Source organism: Bradyrhizobium sp. F1.13.3, from assembly GCF_040548265.1.
Lineage (GTDB): Bacteria > Pseudomonadota > Alphaproteobacteria > Rhizobiales > Xanthobacteraceae > Bradyrhizobium.
Genome location: NZ_JBEPRI010000002.1, coordinates 261,873 through 278,599 on the forward strand (window position 1 = coordinate 261,873; position 16,727 = coordinate 278,599).

A 16,727-nucleotide genomic window follows, 5' to 3' on the forward strand; every position below is an offset into this window, starting at 1 on the left:
AAAAACCCATGCGATCTCCCCGCGACAAGGTCATCATCACCTGCGCCGTGACCGGCAATCTCACCACGCCGGAGCAGACACCCCATCTGCCAATCACGCCGGAACAGATCGCAGACGCCTGTCTCGGCGCCGCAGATGCCGGCGCGGCCATCGTGCACATCCATGTGCGTGACCCGCTGACCGGCCGTCCCTCGATGTCCCTCGACCATTACGTCGATGTTGTGGAGCGGATTCGCTCGAGCAACTCCGATCTGATCCTGAACATCACGACTGGCCCTGGCGGCCGCTTCGTGCCTTCCCGGGACGATCCGAAGGTGGCCGCGCCAGGCACCACGCTGATGGTGCCGGAGGAACGCGTCGCGCACATCGCGACGCTGCGGCCGGACATCTGCACGCTCGACCTGAACACCATGAACTCAGGCAAGGAGGTCGTCATCAACACGCCGTCGAACGTCCGCCGGATGGCCAAGGTGATCGCGGAAGCCGGCGTCAAGCCGGAGATCGAGCTGTTCGATTCCGGCGACATTGCGCTGATGCGCGACCTCGTCGCGGACGGCACGTTGCAAGGGCCCGTGCTCTGCTCGTTCGTGATGGGCGTACGTTACGGTTTCCAGCCAGGTCCGGAGACGGTGCTCTACGCCCGCGACCTGCTGCCGAACGACTCCGAATTCACGGCGATCGGCATCGGCAAGGCGGCCTTCACCTCGATCGCGCAGTCCTATCTCGCCGGCGGCCACGTCCGTGTCGGCCTCGAGGATACCGTCTATCTCTCGCGCGGCCGGCTCGCGAGCTCCAACGCGGAAATGGTGGTCAAGGCGCGGCGCATCGTCGAGGACCTCGGCGGAGCGATCGCGACCGTAGCTGAAGCTCGCCAGATCACCGGATTGCCTGCCAAGGCGCCGTCGACGCGCGCGGCGTAGGCGGTCGACATGGACGCGAGCGTCAGCAAGAGAAATTCGTCAGCCGTCATCGATGCCCGCTGCGTGCGGTTGAACGCCAAGGCGCCGGATGCGGCCTCGATCGCACCGGTGATCGAGAACAAGCTTCTGACCGGCGGGCCCGGCGACGTCGTGGTCGAAATCAAGGCGGCCGGCGTCAACCCGTCCGACGTGAAGGCCGCGACCGGGCTGATGCCCTACGCGGTGTTTCCGCGCACGCCGGGCCGCGACTTCGCCGGCATCGTGATCGACGGACCGGGCGAGTGGCTCGGAAAGACCGTGTTCGGCACCTCCGGCGACCTCGGCATCCGCCGCGACGGGACCCATGCCTCGCATCTGGTCGTCGAGGCGGCGGCGCTCGTCGAGAAACCGCCTTCGATTTCGATGGACGAGGCCGCCGGGATAGGCGTCCCGTTCGTGACGGCGATCGAAGGCCTGCGCAGGGCCGGAATGCCGAACGCCGGCGAATACGTCCTGGTGATGGGCGTCAACGGAAAGGTCGGCCAGGCCGCCGTTCAACTCGCGACCTGGAAGGGCGCGAAAGTCATCGGCGTGGTCCGAAAGGACGAACCCTATGCCGGTCACGCCAACGCGCCGGTGGAGATCGTCAACAGCGCGACGACCGACGTGGCCCGCCGCGTCCTCGAGCTCACCGACGGCAGGGGTGCGGACGTCGTCTTCAACACGGTCGGCGATCCCTATTTCCTGGACGCCCATGCTTCGCTCGCCAAGGGCGGCCGGCAGATCCTGATCGCCGCGATGGGCAAGAGCGTTCCCTTCAACATCCTCGAGTTCTATCGGGGGCGCCACACCTACGTGGGGATCGACACGCTGGCGTTCACCTCTGTCGAGAGCGGCGAATTGCTGCGCGACGTGCTGCCGGGCTTTGCGGCAGGCAAGCTCAAGCCGTTTCCGATTTCCGAGCGTGCGGTCTATTCCCTCGCCGAAGCCAAAGCCGCCTACACGGCCGTGATCGGATCGTCCCGCGACCGCATCTTGCTGCGATCGGAAGGCTGAGCCCATGCATGTCGTTCGCTTCGCCGACGCGCCGGCCTACACCGCTCCCGGACATTTCGACATGTCGATGGTGCGCCTTCAGGGCAGAGAGGCCGGCCCCTCCGACGATCTCTGGATGGGCGTCTCCGTGATCGCCCCAGGCGGCGGGACGACCCTGTCGGCCTCGCCGCAGGAGAAAATGTACGTCGTGCTCGACGGCCAGCTCGAGGTTTCGAACGGCGCCACCGAAGTCTCCCTGGGAAAATGGGATTCCTGCCGGATAGCCGGCGGGGAGAACCGCCGACTGGCCAACCGGACCAGCATGCCGAGCGTCGTGCTTCTCGTCATGCCGCTGCCGGCCGATGAGCGGCCATAAATTCAGAAACAAACAAAGGGCGGAGAACTCGATGAACACGATCGTCACGGAAAAGACCGCGAGAAAGCCGCTCTACGCCATCCTGTACGTCCAGGTGCTCGCCGCCATCGCGATGGCGGTCCTGCTAGGGCACTATTGGCCGTCGCTCGCGGTGGACATGAAGCCTTTGGGCGACGGCTTCATCAAGCTGATCAAGATGGTGATCGCACTCGTGATCTTCTGCACCGTCGTCTCCGGGATCGCCGGCATGTCCGACATGAAGAAGGTCAGCCGCGTCGGGGGCAAGGCCCTGCTCTACTTCGAGGTCGTGTCCACGCTTGCGCTCCTGATCGGCTTCATCGCGGCGCACGTTGCGACGCCTGGCGCCGGATTCAACGTGGATCCCGCCACGCTCGATGCGAAGGCGGTTGCGCAATACGCCGGCAAGGCGAAGGAGCAGACGATCGCGGAGTTCGTTCTCAACATCATTCCGAACACCGTGATCGACGCGTTCGCACGTGGAGACATCTTGCCCGTGGTGCTGATTTCCGTTTTGTTCGGCTTCGTGCTGGCCCGCCTGGGCGAGCGCGCCAAGCCGGTGCGCGAGATCATCGACGCCGGGTCGATGCTGGTGTTCGGCGCCATCAACGTCATCATGCGCTTCGCCCCCGTCGGCGCGTTCGGCGCGATGGCGTTCACGGTGGGACGCTACGGGATCGGCTCGCTGGGGCCGCTGATCAAGCTGGTCGGCCTTTTCTATCTCACGTCCGCGCTGTTCGTCTTCGGAGTGCTCGGTCCGATCGCGTGGTGGTCCGGCTTCAGCATCTGGAAGTTCCTGCTCTTCATCAAGGAAGAGATCCTGATCGTGCTCGGGACGTCCTCGTCCGATCCGGTTCTGCCCAGCCTGATGGAGAAGCTGGAGCGGCTCGGCTGTTCGAAGCCGGTCGTCGGGCTGGTCGTGCCGACCGGCTACGTCTTCAACACCGACGGCTCCTCGATCTACATGACGCTCGCGGCCCTGTTCGTGGCGCAGGCCACCAACACCGACCTCACCCTGTCCCAGCAGATCGCGATCTTCGCCGTCGCCATGCTCACCTCCAAGGGCGCGAGCGGCGTCACCGGCGCCTCCTTCATCGCACTAGTCGGCACGCTTTCCGTGGTGCCGACCATTCCCGTCGCCGGGATGGCGCTGATCCTCGGGATCGACCGCTTCATGAGCGAGGCCAGAGCCCTAGTCAACGTTATCGGCAACGGCGTGGCCACCATCGTCATCTCGCGCAGCGAGGGGGAGCTCGATTCCGCTCGCATGACGGCGGTCCTGAACGGTCAGGGAGTGACCGCCACGGCGGAAATTTCGGACGGTCTGCCGTCTCCTGAGGAGACTCCCCTCGCCGCTAGAAGCCGATCCTAGGATCCGTCGGAGCCGTCGCATGAAGTGGGCACCATTCGGTGACTACTTGCGATATGGGAACCGCTCGCCACCTCTCGCTCAGGAACTATTCACGGAGACGGAAGATGAGCGGACCTTCGGAAGCGAGCGTATGCGGCATCGATGGTTGCGGGCCGAGTGGGGATGATCGCGCCGATACGGTCATCTCGATCAGCAGATCGCCGGACTTGCAAATCGAAATCGTCTCGGACGCGATCTGTCCGTGGTGCTATGTCGCCAAGAGGAATCTGGACGCCGCCGTCGCCGAACTTCGGACGTCCTTCAGCGTGGACGTAAAATGGCGTCCGTTCGAACTCAGCCCGGACATGCCGAAGAACGGCCTCGACCGGAAAGAATATCGATCGGCAAAGTTCGGATCATGGGAGAAGTCGCAGCGCCTCGACGCACACGTCGCGGAAGCCGGAAAGGCCGCCGGTCTCGACTTCCATCACGAGCGCATGGAACGAACGCCCAACACCTTCGATGCGCACCGGCTGATCTGGTTGGCGGAACGGGAGGGAGTCCAGGACACGGTGGTCGAGGGACTGTTCGCCGGCTACTTCACGGAAGGTCGTGACGTCGGAGACCGCGAGGTTCTGACCCAGATCGCCGGCCGAGCCGGCCTCGACCGAGCCAAGGTGATGGCGTTTCTGGAAGGCGATGACGGTCGCGACGAAGTAAGGCTCATGGCTGCCACCGCATACGCCAGCGGATTCACCGGGGTGCCGACGATCCTCGTGAACGGCAACGCGCTTTTTTCTGGTGCTCGCAGCACCGAAACGATGCTTGCCGCCATGCGAAGCGCGGTCGTGTCCCAGGCCTCGCCGTCGGTTGCGGAAGTCCATCCGGATGCGGCGGGTCGATGAGGAGGCATTCGGATCAACGGTTCACCGCGCTGGCTGCCGACCGATCCGCGGGTTCTGCGTCGTGGCAGCGAGCACGGTGCAGCGCTCGAACATGGACGTCGGATGCGGCGGACCTTTTGCAGCTGGAACGAGCCGGCCGTCTCGTCCAGTATGACGGGGTAGTCGGCCGAGGCCGAGCCAAATCATGTGGCGGAAACCTTTGATGTCGAACGCGGTCGCAAGAGCAACGGTCAAGCTCCGTCTGATCGGCACCGCCCGCAGCGGGGAGGCCTTCGCGCTGCGGGACTTCCTGCAGAGAAGCGTCGTCGAATTCGACTGGATCGAATTCGGGGCCGATGAGCGGACCGACCGCGAGCTCCAGTTGGATGCTGCCGAAATTCAGCGGCTGCCGATCGTCCAACTCCCGGACGGAGCCCGGCTCTATGCCCCTTCGGTCCGCGAGCTCGCCGAGCATCTGGGGTGGGTGACGCAACCCCGCCGCCGCGAATACGACGTTTCGATCTACGGCGCAGGCCCAGCCGGCCTTTCCGCCGCAGTCTATGCAGCTTCGGAAGGCCTCCACGCCGTGGTGATCGAACGGCACGCGGTCGGCGGACAGGCCGGTTCGTCGTCGCTCATCGAGAACTACATGGGCTTTCCCGACGGCATTTCCGGCGCCGAGCTTGCCGAGCGCGCTCGGCAGCAGGCCGTGAGATTCGGCATCGAAATTCTGCTGCTGCGCGAAGGGATCAAGGCGTCCTTCGTGGACGGCAAGATCGTCGCCTGTCTCGCCGATGGCACGAAGATGGTCGCAAAGTCGAACATCTGCGCGACCGGCGTGGAATGGCGGAGACTAGGGCTGGCGGATGAAGCCAGGTTCGTCGGTCGAGGCTTCTACTACGGCGCCGGAATGAGCGAAGCCGCCCTTTGCCGGAACGAACAGGTCTACGTCGTCGGCGGCGCGAATTCGGCCGGTCAGGCCGCCATGCACCTGGCGGAGTACGCCGACCAGGTGACCATGCTCGTGCGCGGCGCGGCTCTGAAGGAGACGATGTCGAGCTACCTGTCGACACGCATCCTGTCGCATCCGAAGATCCGCGTCCGGTTCAATTCGGAGGTCTCGGAGTTGGACGGCGACGGCGCCCTCGAGGCGATCGGGATAAGGGACCGCAGGTCCGGAGACGTCGAACGCGTGTCGGCCACGCGCCTGTTCGTCGCCATAGGCGGTGTTCCGAACACGGAATGGGCAAAGGACACTCCGATCATCCGCGATTCCGCGGGCTTCCTGCTCACCGGTACCGATCTCCAGCAAGACGGCGCCTGGCCGAAGGTCTGGCCGCTGAAGCGTCAGCCCTACCATCTGGAGACCAGCGTCCCCGGCTCGTTCGCGGCCGGAGACGTCCGGCACAATTCGGTGAAGCGCGTCGCGACCGCCGTCGGAGAAGGCGGGATGGCGGTCAATTTCGTGCATCGCCATCTGGCGGAAGGTCCGTGAAGCCCGCTCGCAAAAAGTCAGAGGGTTCGGCTACGGCGCCAAGTCGATCCGGCGATGGGCTCGGCCCAGCGTTTCCGGCTCGCCGGCTGCTGGAGTTGATCGCAGACAAATGGACGCCGATCGTCATCTATTGCCTTTCACGGGGGCCCGTCCGATTCGGTGAACTTCACCGGGGCATCACCGGCATCTCGAAGAAGATGCTGATCCAGGTGCTGCGTCGGTTGGAATCCGATGGCCTCGTCGACCGCAAGGTCTACGAGCACATACCGCCGCGGACCGAGTACACGCTGACCACTGCGGGTGAACGGATACATGAGCCGATCGCCGCCATATGCCGCTGGGCCATGAAGAATGATTCCTTGCTCGAGCAGATCGAGCGAAAGCGTAAAAGGTTCTCCGAAAAGACCGGTGCCGGCGCGTCCTAGCGCATGATGCCGAATGACACCGGACCGACGTCCAGTTGGTCCAGATGCCCGCGAAGCAGGCGAGCGGACGGGTCTCGTCGAGCGCGAACCAGATGTCACCGCCATCATTCTTGTTGAATTCGCTGAACGAGTTGAACGGCACCACGCAACGGTTCTCGACGCCGAGCCATAGGGTCCAGTGTTTGCTCTTCACGTTGCGGATGTTGGTCGTGCCGGAGTCCGGCTCCATCCGAAGCAGCTGCTTGAAGTCGACCGGGTTGCCTTTCGCCTCCATTTTCGCGGCGCGCTTCTTGGTCGCATCCAGCGGCGCCTTTCGACGACGCCAGCAGAGCGCTCTGGAGGTCCGCGCCGACGAATGGGTCGGATCGGGGGCCGGCATCTGCTAAGCCCGCGTTCAGGGCTAAGCGCGATGCCCCCCGTCTACGGCCTCAAGTCCTCGCTGGTGAGGCTCAAACCACCCGCAGAGGCCCTCCAGCCAGACTGCCGCGTGCGCAGCAACGTTTCTGCAGTGCGCTGGTCGATACCGACACGTTCGTCGTGGTCACCAAGGAGGAGCTCGAGAACGTCGCCCTGGAATTGACCCGAACGATCGAGATCGACGAGTTCGTCGACCGCAGCGACCGATCCACGGTGCCTGATCCGCCCCTTACCTCGTCTGGACGGCAAGGTTGGCGACGACGCCTTCGCGCTGATCCGAGACCATTCGGGAGATGGACAAGGTTGCGATCGGGCGCCGGGTGCTGACCAGCCGCGAGCACATCATCGCCCTCGAGCCGCCGGACAAGGGCGCTGCTGCGCTACCCCTACGAAGTGCGGGACCCGAAGGAATATTTCGACGAGATCGAGGACGTCACCAAGAACTCGACCTAGCCAGGCACATCGTCGACCAGAGGTCCGGATCATTCGAGCCCGACAAATTCGAGGACCAGTACGAACACGGCGCTGCTCGACCTCATTAACCAGAAGCGCGCCGGCAAGCAGATCGTGCCGAAGGACGGCCGAAAAGGCGAGAACGTCGTCGATCTGGTGGACGCGCTACGCAAGAGCATCGGCGGCGCGGCGGCCGAGACGAAGACGACCAGCAAGCCGGCCAAGAAAGCCGAAAAGCCAGCGGGCCGGCCAGAAGGAGATGGTGATGCCCATTGCCGGCAAGAAGCCGGCCAAGGAGTCGGCCTCCAAGAAAACGGGACAGAAGTCTCACCGAAGATCCGCCTGACGGTTGCGCGAATCGTCCGAATTGCCTTTCTTGGGCAATTCACGATTGCGGGTGATCGGATGCCTTCCCAGAAGGTTGTAGACCAGGTCCGGCAGATATTGGAAGCCGGGAAGCTGGAGCCGTACATCCGGCACATTCGCTTTCCCCGCTACAAGAACCTTGCAAGCAATTTCCGCATCGATTTCTCGTTTCCCATCACGGCGCTCGTGGGGCCGAACGGCACGAACAAGAGCTCGATACTCGTGGCTCTGCAGGGTGCGCCTAGGGACCGCAGTCCCAGTCAATATTGGTTTTCCACGAAGATGGATCCTATCGAGGAGACGGGAGACCTGCCCAACTCGCTCGTCTACGGGTACAAGCGTGTCGACGAAGATGAAATCGCGGAGGTTCTCAAGGTCAGGATCGCCGACGCGGATGATCCGGACCTGTGGGAGACATCCCGTCCGATCAGGCGCTTCGGCATGGCTCCCATCGAGCAGGTCGAAGGAGAGAAACGGAAGACCCGACAGGGTCCGATCGTGAAGCCGGTCGTCTATCTCGACTTCAGGCAGTCTCTCAGCGCGTACGACAAGGTGTTCTACCACAGCGAACCGCGCCAAGGCTCGTCGCTGAATCAACGCAAGGCGCTGATCCGGTCGCGATCGGCACCTTTGCTTTCGGCGATAACGAGCTCCGCGAAATCCTCCTTTTTCGCGAGGATCGAACGGATCAGGGAAAAGACGAACGGCAAACTCGGCCAGGCGGAAGTGGCCGCGATCTCCCACATCCTTGGTCGCCGGTATTCGTCGATCCACTGGATCCGTCACTTCTTCTTCGGGGTCGACGGCTTCACCTGCGTGTTGCACACCGAGGCGCTCAACTATTCGGAAGCTTTCGCCGGTAGCGGCGAGTTTGCCGTCGTCCGGCTCGTGGTCGACGTCATGAACGCTCCAGAGAGGTCCTTGATCCTTCTCGACGAACCCGAAGTATCGCTTCATCCGGGTGCTCAGGAAAAGCTGATGGATTTCCTGTTCGACCAGGTGAAGGCCAAGAAGCATCAGATAGTGATGGCGACGCATTCGCCGGCATTGATACGTCCCTTGCCGTCCGGGGCGATCAAAGTCATGGCCGCCGACCCCCGTACCGGCCGGATCGAGATCATCTCGCAATCGGCCTCGCCGGCGGAGGCATTTTACCACATCGGCGAACCCCTACCCGGGAAGAAGACCATCCTGGTCGAAGACGGCCTGGCGCGCGACATCATCCTCAAGGTCATACGGGCGAAGAACAACGAGGCCTTCCAGCAGCAATTCGACGTGCGGCACGGCACCGGCGGCAGCAAGACGATCTGGGCGCACCTTCTTCCGACCTATGCCGCGGACGACAGGGACGATGTTCTCGTCTTCTTCGACGGCGACGAGAGACCCGCGGATCCACTGCCCGATCCCGGCCAATTCGGTCCGGCACAGGAAGCGGAGCTCGAGGCGAAGCTGAAGTCGGTCGCGGTCGTCGACATCAACTTCAACGTCGATGGCGGGGACGCAGGCGCCAACGCGGCGCAAGAGTGCGCCGCACGGCGAAAATTTATCAAATGGGCAAGACGAAACGTGAAGTATCTCCCGACCAACGAATACCCGGAAGAATTTCTCTGGAAACGGATGGCTCCAGACGCTAAATCCAACTCTATTCCCGATGATCCGGATTACAAGAAGCGGTTCGATCTCCTCGCGCGCGTCGAACTTGGCCGCAATACTGCTCTGGACACGGTGGTATCGGCGGATATTTTGCAGACCCAGCAGCGACGCGTCGCGGATTTGAGCATGGAATTGCCCGAAATGCAGGAGTTGGCCGCGGCGCTCGAAGAGTTCGCGGCCCGATGACCGAAACGTTCAAGGTCTTTGACTTCTTTTCGGGGGCCGGCGGCACATCCCAAGGGTTGGCCGATGTGGGAATGGAGATCGTCTTCGGTTTGGATTTCGATCGCGATTCCGCGAAGACCTTCATGCAGAACATGCGTCCGCGGATGTTCATCGAAGACGATATCCAGAAACTTTCCGTCGAAATCCTCAAGCCGCTGTTCGACGACTTGTCGGGACCTGTCGTCTTCAGTGGTTGCGCGCCTTGTCAACCATTCTCGAAGCAAAATCGGTCCTCCCGGGCAAAAGACCCTCGTCGCAATCTTCTCGGGGAGTTCGCGCGTTTCGTCGAACGTTGGAAGCCGGACTTCGTGGTGGTCGAGAACGTGCCGGGCCTGCAGCGCATTCGCACGCCGAATGGCCCGCTGGAACGTTTCAGACGCACCCTGACCCGAGAGGGATACTCGCACGTCGTCGACGTCCTGCCGGCGCTCTGGTTCGGTGTGCCGCAGGTTCGAGAGAGATTGATCCTCATTGCTTCGAGGAAGGGGATTCCTACGCTCCCGACGCCGACCCACGGTGAAGGGTTGTTGCCGTTCGCGAGTGTCTCGGACGCCATCCGCGATCTGCCGCCACTCGCCGCTGGCGAAATCGATCCGGACGATGGCGACCACCACGCGGCCTGTCTTTCGCCAACCAATCTCGCTCGCATCCGCGCGACTCCCGTCGGCGGCGGACGTGAATTTTGGCCGAAGAAGCTTTGGTTGGACTGCCATCGTGGCCACCGAGGTCATTCCGACGTCTACGGCAGACTTTCGTGGGATCGGCCGGCGGCCAGCTTGACGACGCGCTGCATCAGTCTGTCGAACGGCCGATTTGGCCATCCAGAGCAGCATCGCGCCATTTCCGCGAGGGAGGCTGCTTGCCTGCAGACCTTTCCGAAGACCTATCGGTTTTTCGGCAGCCTGGAGTCGCGGGCCCGCCAGATCGGGAACGCCGTGCCGCCCAAGATGGCGCAAGCCATCGGCAAGGCGATCAGTAGACACGCGATCGACGGATATCCGGGCGGCTCATAGATGTCGCAGCGGCCTTCTCGAACTCGGCAATCTTGTGCGTATCTGTCGAAATTGAAAATGTGCGCCCATCCTTCGCGAGGAGGCGGCCTTTCCTCGGTCGATTAATTCCTCGCGCTCGGTCATGCGTCGAACCAGGTCAACGCGCTCTGGAAACTGATGATCATCCTCACCAACGGCGACGAGACCGACCCGGTCAAGGAGCGGCTCGAGAGCGCTCAGACGCAGGTGTTCGTGCGGCTCGCCATCGGCGCGATGCGCGAGGCATGGCGGCTCGTGGAGGAGCGCTTTCTGAAGAGGCCGATAGGCCGCGAATTCATTCCGCTTTTGGATCCGCCGGCGGCAGATGCGCTCGAAAAGCTCAAGAAGCGGTTCGGGAAGCTGAACCGCATGGCGATCATTCGCAACAACTACGCATTCCATCATCCCGAAACCGACGAGATCGAGACCGCCTTCGAAAGGGCCGCGGCTGCGGAGGAAAGCGAAGTCGCCGACTGGGCGATCTATTTCAACAACGCGCTGCTGAACACGTTCTTCTTCGTGTCTGATTTCGTGCTGGTGCATGGCATGGCAAACGCTCTACCTGAAGCCGACGCGAACGAGGCCCTTCACCAACTTCTCGGCGAGATGGCGCCAGTGGCAAATGACCTCTCGGAATTCACTTTCGGCTTCGCAGCGGCCATTTTCAGGCGATACGTCGGTGACGAAATCACCATGTCGCTTGTGGCGCGAGTGAAGGATGCGCCAGACATAGACAGCATCCGGTATCCATTCTTCGTGGAGACGCCCGGTCTCCGAAATGGTTGACGGGATGGCCGCGAGTTCAACGTTCGATCCATCCGTGCACCGCCGAATCCACTGCGGGCGGCCCGAGCGGATTGGGCGTCCTTAGGGTACCCATCGTTTTTCGCCCCGCGGCTTCTTCCAGCCGAGTGCCTTGGCCACGGTCCGCTCAACGAACTGCCATACCTTCTCGTCGTTGCTGGAAGCCGCTTCTTTGGCCGCCTCGATCAGATCGGTCTGCATGTACACCAGCAGGGCCTTTCTTAGGTCGCGACGCTTCGATTCGGTCGGCTTCTTCGCCTCCGTCGTTCCCGTCTTTGCAGTCTTTGCCGCCTTCGGCATGCCGTCGCATCCCTTCTGGATCCGACCAAAGACTAACAGCAGTGCGGGGCGGTGCTAAGGGGCGGTAACCATAAAGCTGTTGACTGCGCGCAATACGGACGTCAAATAGATATCTGATGGATATCTATTAGATATCTAAATGATGATTTTTTCCTTGACTTTTGCGGGCTTTTGTGATTTTCTCCGCGCACCGCACGCTCATCAACTACATGGGAGAATTTGCTGCCCCCTCGGTTGGCACCGCGCTACCCGCGCGTGGCGACCGCGGTTCGCCGTTTTCATTCGACGATATCAGCGAGGTCAGAATGCAGAAAAACCTATTCATCGGTTTCAAGGCCAGCCGGGCGATTCCCATCCACAACACTCTCACCCGCGATCTGCTTATCCAGTCGACCTTGGACGGCGACGTCCGTCGGATCGAGTATCAGAACAGCGTGATCATGGACGAGCGCATCGTGTCCGCCTACGGCATCATCGTGGAGCGCTTCGACGGCCGCTATGCGGTCGATATCGTCGATGCCCGACCGGCTAACGACCCGTCGTCCGAAGCGCTGGTCCAGCTTGCCTTCGCCCGCAAGTGCCACGGCGTCATCGAACTCCGCAGCGCCGACATCCGCACCGAGCCGCACTGCTCGGCGGCCCGCGAGGTGTGGAGCCACCGCACCGTCCGCATGCATCCCGACGACCGGGCAGAGATCCTCGAGACTCTCGAACGCGAGGGACCGGTCGGGCTCGGCCAGCTCATCGGGTCGGTCGCAACGCGCGGCGATGCCCGCGCGCTGATCTTCGCGCTCGCTTCCGAGGGCGCGGTCGAGCTGGATCTGCGCGGCGGCATCACCTACGACCTCATCGTGCGGCCGGGTCACACGGTGTTCGCCGCCGGCCTGCGCGCAAACGGCGCATAGCTTCCCACTGCATCGGCAGAAGCGCTCACCGCGCGGCCAAGCGTCGCGCGGTGAGCGCTTTGCCGCGTCGGTACTTTTGGAATGCCAAGCGAGCGGAGAATCCTTGGAAACCGCTCCTTTGAATTTTGATTTACCGAGTTTTTTCGCCAACCGACGACCGCCGGGCCGCGAGGCCCGTGGCCGGGTCGAAGGGCGGGGCCGCGCGCTCTTGCCCCCCGGGCTCGGCATCGGCCCGACGCAGACCAAGCCGCACCATGTCGCCGCCTAGTCCTCTCCACCGAAGTCAGGAGCGCCGATGAGCAAGGCCAAGAAAACAGTGAAGGCGAAGAAGACCAGCGGGCGCAGGCATGTCGCCGCCGAGGCCGATCCCGATCTCGATCTCGATCTCGATCAGTCGGCTGCGGAAGAGGAGGAGGAAGCAGAAACCCCGATGCCGGTCCAGCGGCCGGATCCCGGCCGATGCCTGGCGGAGGCGGCGGTGCGCGCGGCAGCCGGCGACGACCTGATGAACCGGCTCAACGGCGGCGAGCCGCTCGTCGCCGTAGTGCGCGCGCCGACGTCGGCGTGGGTGAAGCAGATCGAGGCATGCTTCAAGCGGCTCACCTTCCGGGTCCTCGTCATCGGGCGCGACGGCAGCGACCGCGCGCGGCACAAGGCGGACGTCGGCAACGAGGGTGTGGCCGAAGCGCTCGCGCAAGGAAAGTCCGTCGTCGGAATCGCGACGTCGCCGGCGCTGCTGCCGAGTTCGCTGGTCGCCGGCTCCGATGTCGCGATCGACGTCGATATCGACGGCGGCGTCGTCAACGATGCGATCGCCCGCTTCGTCGGTGCTCCGCCGCGGCCGCCCGCGGTCGAAGGACTGGGAGGCCTCGATTTCGCCGACATCGTCGTGAGCTTCCGCGCGGACTCGAGCGCGGCCGAGATCGTCGCGAGGGTGAGGCGCGCCGCGGACCGCCGGACCAGCCCGCGGCAGGACAGATTGCCCAAGTTGGTCGATGCCGTGGAATTCGGAGAGGCTCGCGATTTCGGATTATCCTTAGGAAGGGATGTCGCCGAGTACCGGGCAAAACGCCTCAAATGGGCGGAAATCAGCGGATTAGCCAACTGCGTGTTCGCCGGCGACCCCGGCCTCGGCAAGACTTTTTTCGCGCGGATCCTTGCGGAGCACCTCGGCGTGCCACTCATCGTGGGGTCGATGTCTGAAATTTTTGCAACTACAGCGGGATATTTGGATTCCGTCGTGAAGGGCGTCCGCGACCTGTTCCTCCGGGCCGAAGCGGCGAAGGCGGCACTCTTCCTGGACGAGCTGGATGCTCTACCCTCGCGTGTAAATCTTGATTCACGACACCTTGCATGGTGGGCGCCTGTGATCGCGGAGTTCCTTCTTTTGCTGGATTCGGCAACGAGCTGCAATCAGGAAATGCGTTTCGTCTGGGCCGCGACCAACCACGTCGACCGGCTCGACCCCGCCCTGATCAGGCCCGGCAGGCTCGACCGCGTCATCCATTTCAGGCCCCCCGGTCCCGAGGGGATCGCGTCGATCCTGCGGCATCACCTGGACGGCGACCTCGCTGGCACCGACCTCGCCGTGATGGGCCGGCTCGGTCTCGGCCGCACGCCCGCCGAGCTCGCGGCCGTCGTGAAGGTGGCTCGGCGCGCGGCGCGCGCCGGAAAGCGCGTGCTTACCCACGACGATCTGGTCGAAGCGCTGATGCCGAAGCTCGACGTCGATGTCGCGACGCTGCGGCGCATCGCGGTCCACGAAAGCGGGCACGCCGTCGTCTGCCTGGCGCTCGGCATCGACGAACTCGTCGTCGTCGAGGCCATCGGCAGCACCGGCGCGTGGGGCCGCACGCTGATGCGCCACCGGGAGGGCATCGAGACCCGCGCCGTGGTCGAGGGACGCGCCACCGTCAACCTGGGCGGCCGCGCGGCGGAGGCCGTCGTCTACGGCGGGGACTGTTCGGCCAACGCGGGCGGAGACGTGTCGAGCGATCTGGCCCTCGCGACCCGCGCCGTCTGCGGCCTCAGGGTCAGCATGGGCCTCGGCAACGGCCTGGCGTACCTTGCCGATCCCACGAACGCGACGGCGCTGCTGCGCACGGACCCCGTTCTGCGCGCGGCGGTCGAGGCGGACCTGAGCCGGCTCCACGCCGCCGCCGCAGACATCGTCGCGAGCCACCGCGGCGCGCTCGACGCCATCGCGGACGCGCTGGTCGCACGGCGCCACCTGTCGGGCGAGGAGGCGCGGGTCCTGTTCGACGCACACCGCCCGAGCGGCGGCCGCTCCGCCCTCTGACGCCGTCCGAACCTCGACGATCCTCCCGCGAACATGACGGAGAAAAGCATGACGAATCCTTCGATGCCGACGTCCTCGATCATCCACCGCCCTCTCGGCGGCCTGACCGGCTACCGGCTGGTCTACGACCGCGCGAGCAGGGCCGTGGTCCACGCCTTCCCGCTCGCGGATCTGGCCGCCGTCGCCGCGACCGGCCTTCTCGCCGGCGCGGGCGCGTACGTGCTGACCGACGGCGCGACGGCCTACATCGGCGAATCCAGCCGCCCGTCGCGCCGCCTGGCCGACCATGCGGCCGATCCCGCCAAGGGATTCGCACGCGAGGCATTCGTGGTGAGCGGCGAAGCGGGAGCGTTCGACAAGTCCGTCGCGGTCGACTTCCAATACCGGTTGACCAGCCTGGCGCTCGCGACGGGCGCGGTCGCGCTCGCCAAGGGCGTCAATCCGGTCGAGCCGGCGCTGTCGCCGGCGGACCGCTCGACGCACGACCGCATCTTCGACGACGCGCTGCGCCTCCTCCACGATTCCGGCTGCCCGGTCTTCCGCGCGCCGCCGCCCGCGGTCGTCGAACCGGACGAGCCCCCGCCGCCGCCGGGCCCGGCGACCGAGGCGAACGGCGACGAACGCGACGGCGGCCCGCTGACCATCGACGTGTCGACCGTGCCGCTCGGCGCCGCGGAGTTCGGCCTGCGCTACCTCGGGCTCTGGGCGCGGGGCTACGCCCACGGCGACAGGTTCGTCGTGGCCGCCGGCTCCGAGGTCAGGAGCCAGCCGAACGACAGCGTCGACAGGCTGACGAAGCGGCGTCACGACCAGTTGCTCGGCGCCGGCGTGCTGACGGCGATCCCCGGCGTCGCCGACCGCCTGCGCCTCGTCGTCGCCGTGGCGTTTCCGACGCAGTCGATCGCGGCCAAGACCGTCTGCGGCGCCCACACGCCTGGCCGCTGGCTGCCGCTCGAACCCGCCAAGGCGGTTTGGCTCGACGCCTGACGATGAACGAGTCCGATCGTCGCTAGAGCAGACCGGAGAGAGCATGGCACCGAAGCAGCAAGGCATCGCCCGCCCCAATCGGCCGGAGCCCTCGGGGCGAGCCGGCCCCGCCTGAGAGCAGGTCGGCGCTCCGCGCCTCATTCGGATCCGCCGAAAATCCGATCGCTCCGCGCACGCGAAGCGGAGCGCAGGCCGACCGGCACCGTGTTCTCCTCCATTTTTCGAATCCTTCGATTTCCGACCGCTCGACCGAACCTGAGCATGGCCGCTCCGGACACCGTGGCGGTCCCCGAACGAAACCTTGAACCGCAGCGACCTCGCCGGAGCCCTCGGAGGCGAGGGCCGGGCGGCTCGCCGAAGGAGGCAATTTTGAATCCTTACGTCGACGACCATCTGCGCGAAACGCTGCGCCAAGGATTCGGTGACCGGCCGACCGTCGGATTCGCCGAGGCCGCCAAGCTGTTGAATTTGGACACAAAATCTCTGAGGAGGTTGGTACAGTCCGGTCGGGTCCCGTTCAGGACGGTCGGAAGCGGCCGACGCAGGCTGCGACGCGAGTTCACGGTATCCGACCTCGAAACCTTCTACGCCGACGCGGCGACGCGGACGGTGCACACCACCGGTGTGCGCCGAGCCGAGAACGTGCGCGTCCGTCCTCGCGACGCCGGCGGCGGAAGCTTCGTGGCCCGCTTCGAAACCGAAACTAGACAGGAGAAGAAGTAGCATGAACGCGCTTAGCCAAACCGACTTCGGCGCCACGACGGCACTGAATCTCGTCCTACGGGGACGCTTCTACCACTACGA

At 64.3% G+C, this 16,727-nt stretch carries 15 protein-coding genes and 2 pseudogenes; 15 read left to right on the plus strand and 2 right to left on the minus strand.

Features of this window, described 5'->3' with window-relative positions:
- The first annotated feature begins 8 nt into the window (after positions 1 to 8).
- From ABIB66_RS06115 to ABIB66_RS06145, 7 genes are all read left to right on the plus strand, one after another.
- Positions 9 to 920: a beta-keto acid cleavage family enzyme gene (locus ABIB66_RS06115; RefSeq protein ID WP_354254535.1), complete on the plus strand. Its 912-nt coding sequence runs from the start codon at positions 9 to 11 to the stop codon at positions 918 to 920.
- Between the two features lie 9 nt (positions 921 to 929).
- Entirely contained in the window at positions 930 to 1,955 is a 1,026-nt protein-coding gene (locus ABIB66_RS06120; protein ID WP_354254537.1) for a quinone oxidoreductase family protein, read from the plus strand.
- 4 nt (positions 1,956 to 1,959) lie between these two features.
- On the plus strand, positions 1,960 to 2,310 hold the full coding sequence (locus ABIB66_RS06125) for a cupin domain-containing protein (protein ID WP_354254539.1): 351 nt from the start codon (positions 1,960 to 1,962) through the stop codon (positions 2,308 to 2,310).
- A 31-nt stretch (positions 2,311 to 2,341) separates the two neighbouring features.
- Positions 2,342 to 3,700 carry a dicarboxylate/amino acid:cation symporter gene (locus ABIB66_RS06130; RefSeq protein WP_354254541.1) on the plus strand — a complete coding sequence of 453 codons (1,359 nt, stop codon included), beginning with the start codon at positions 2,342 to 2,344 and terminating at the stop codon, positions 3,698 to 3,700.
- A 104-nt stretch (positions 3,701 to 3,804) separates the two neighbouring features.
- Entirely contained in the window at positions 3,805 to 4,584 is a 780-nt protein-coding gene (locus ABIB66_RS06135; RefSeq protein ID WP_354254543.1) for a DsbA family oxidoreductase, read from the plus strand.
- A gap of 202 nt (positions 4,585 to 4,786) precedes the next feature.
- A complete protein-coding gene (locus ABIB66_RS06140) occupies positions 4,787 to 6,058 on the plus strand; it encodes an NAD(P)/FAD-dependent oxidoreductase (protein WP_354254545.1) in 1,272 nt (423 codons plus the stop codon).
- A gap of 95 nt (positions 6,059 to 6,153) precedes the next feature.
- Entirely contained in the window at positions 6,154 to 6,483 is a 330-nt protein-coding gene (locus ABIB66_RS06145; RefSeq protein ID WP_354254547.1) for a winged helix-turn-helix transcriptional regulator, read from the plus strand.
- 19 nt (positions 6,484 to 6,502) lie between these two features.
- On the opposite strand, the pseudogene ABIB66_RS06150 reads toward ABIB66_RS06145, so the two are convergent.
- Positions 6,503 to 6,796, minus strand: a pseudogene (locus ABIB66_RS06150) (SOS response-associated peptidase); the annotation flags it as partial.
- Positions 6,797 to 6,999: 203 nt separating this feature from the next.
- On the opposite strand from ABIB66_RS06150, the pseudogene ABIB66_RS06155 reads away from it, so the two are divergent.
- The 4 genes and pseudogenes from ABIB66_RS06155 to ABIB66_RS06170 all read left to right on the plus strand — a co-directional run.
- Positions 7,000 to 7,699, plus strand: a pseudogene (locus tag ABIB66_RS06155) (Ku protein); the annotation flags it as partial.
- 920 nt (positions 7,700 to 8,619) lie between these two features.
- Complete coding sequence (locus ABIB66_RS06160) at positions 8,620 to 9,558, plus strand: AAA family ATPase (protein ID WP_502918318.1); 939 nt, start codon at positions 8,620 to 8,622, stop codon at positions 9,556 to 9,558.
- Positions 9,555 to 10,610 carry a DNA cytosine methyltransferase gene (locus ABIB66_RS06165; protein ID WP_354254549.1) on the plus strand — a complete coding sequence of 352 codons (1,056 nt, stop codon included), beginning with the start codon at positions 9,555 to 9,557 and terminating at the stop codon, positions 10,608 to 10,610. The genes ABIB66_RS06160 and ABIB66_RS06165 overlap by 4 nt, the downstream gene beginning before the upstream one ends.
- A gap of 231 nt (positions 10,611 to 10,841) precedes the next feature.
- Entirely contained in the window at positions 10,842 to 11,414 is a 573-nt protein-coding gene (locus ABIB66_RS06170; protein ID WP_354254551.1) for a hypothetical protein, read from the plus strand.
- An 81-nt stretch (positions 11,415 to 11,495) separates the two neighbouring features.
- Here ABIB66_RS06170 and ABIB66_RS06175 read toward each other — a convergent pair whose 3' ends face one another.
- Positions 11,496 to 11,732 (minus strand): hypothetical protein, encoded by a 237-nt coding sequence (locus ABIB66_RS06175; RefSeq protein WP_354254553.1) that lies wholly within the window; start codon positions 11,730 to 11,732, stop codon positions 11,496 to 11,498.
- Between the two features lie 305 nt (positions 11,733 to 12,037).
- On the opposite strand from ABIB66_RS06175, the gene ABIB66_RS06180 reads away from it, so the two are divergent.
- From ABIB66_RS06180 to ABIB66_RS06195, 4 genes are all read left to right on the plus strand, one after another.
- Positions 12,038 to 12,637, plus strand: coding sequence for a hypothetical protein (locus ABIB66_RS06180; RefSeq protein WP_354254555.1), 600 nt, complete (start codon positions 12,038 to 12,040; stop codon positions 12,635 to 12,637).
- Positions 12,638 to 12,932: 295 nt separating this feature from the next.
- A complete protein-coding gene (locus ABIB66_RS06185; protein WP_354254557.1) occupies positions 12,933 to 14,936 on the plus strand; it encodes an AAA family ATPase in 2,004 nt (667 codons plus the stop codon).
- 48 nt (positions 14,937 to 14,984) lie between these two features.
- Positions 14,985 to 15,923, plus strand: a complete 939-nt coding sequence (locus tag ABIB66_RS06190; RefSeq protein WP_354254559.1) for a DUF4357 domain-containing protein — start codon at positions 14,985 to 14,987, stop codon at positions 15,921 to 15,923.
- A gap of 369 nt (positions 15,924 to 16,292) precedes the next feature.
- Positions 16,293 to 16,646 carry a helix-turn-helix domain-containing protein gene (locus ABIB66_RS06195; RefSeq protein ID WP_354254561.1) on the plus strand — a complete coding sequence of 118 codons (354 nt, stop codon included), beginning with the start codon at positions 16,293 to 16,295 and terminating at the stop codon, positions 16,644 to 16,646.
- Positions 16,647 to 16,727 lie beyond the last annotated feature (81 nt).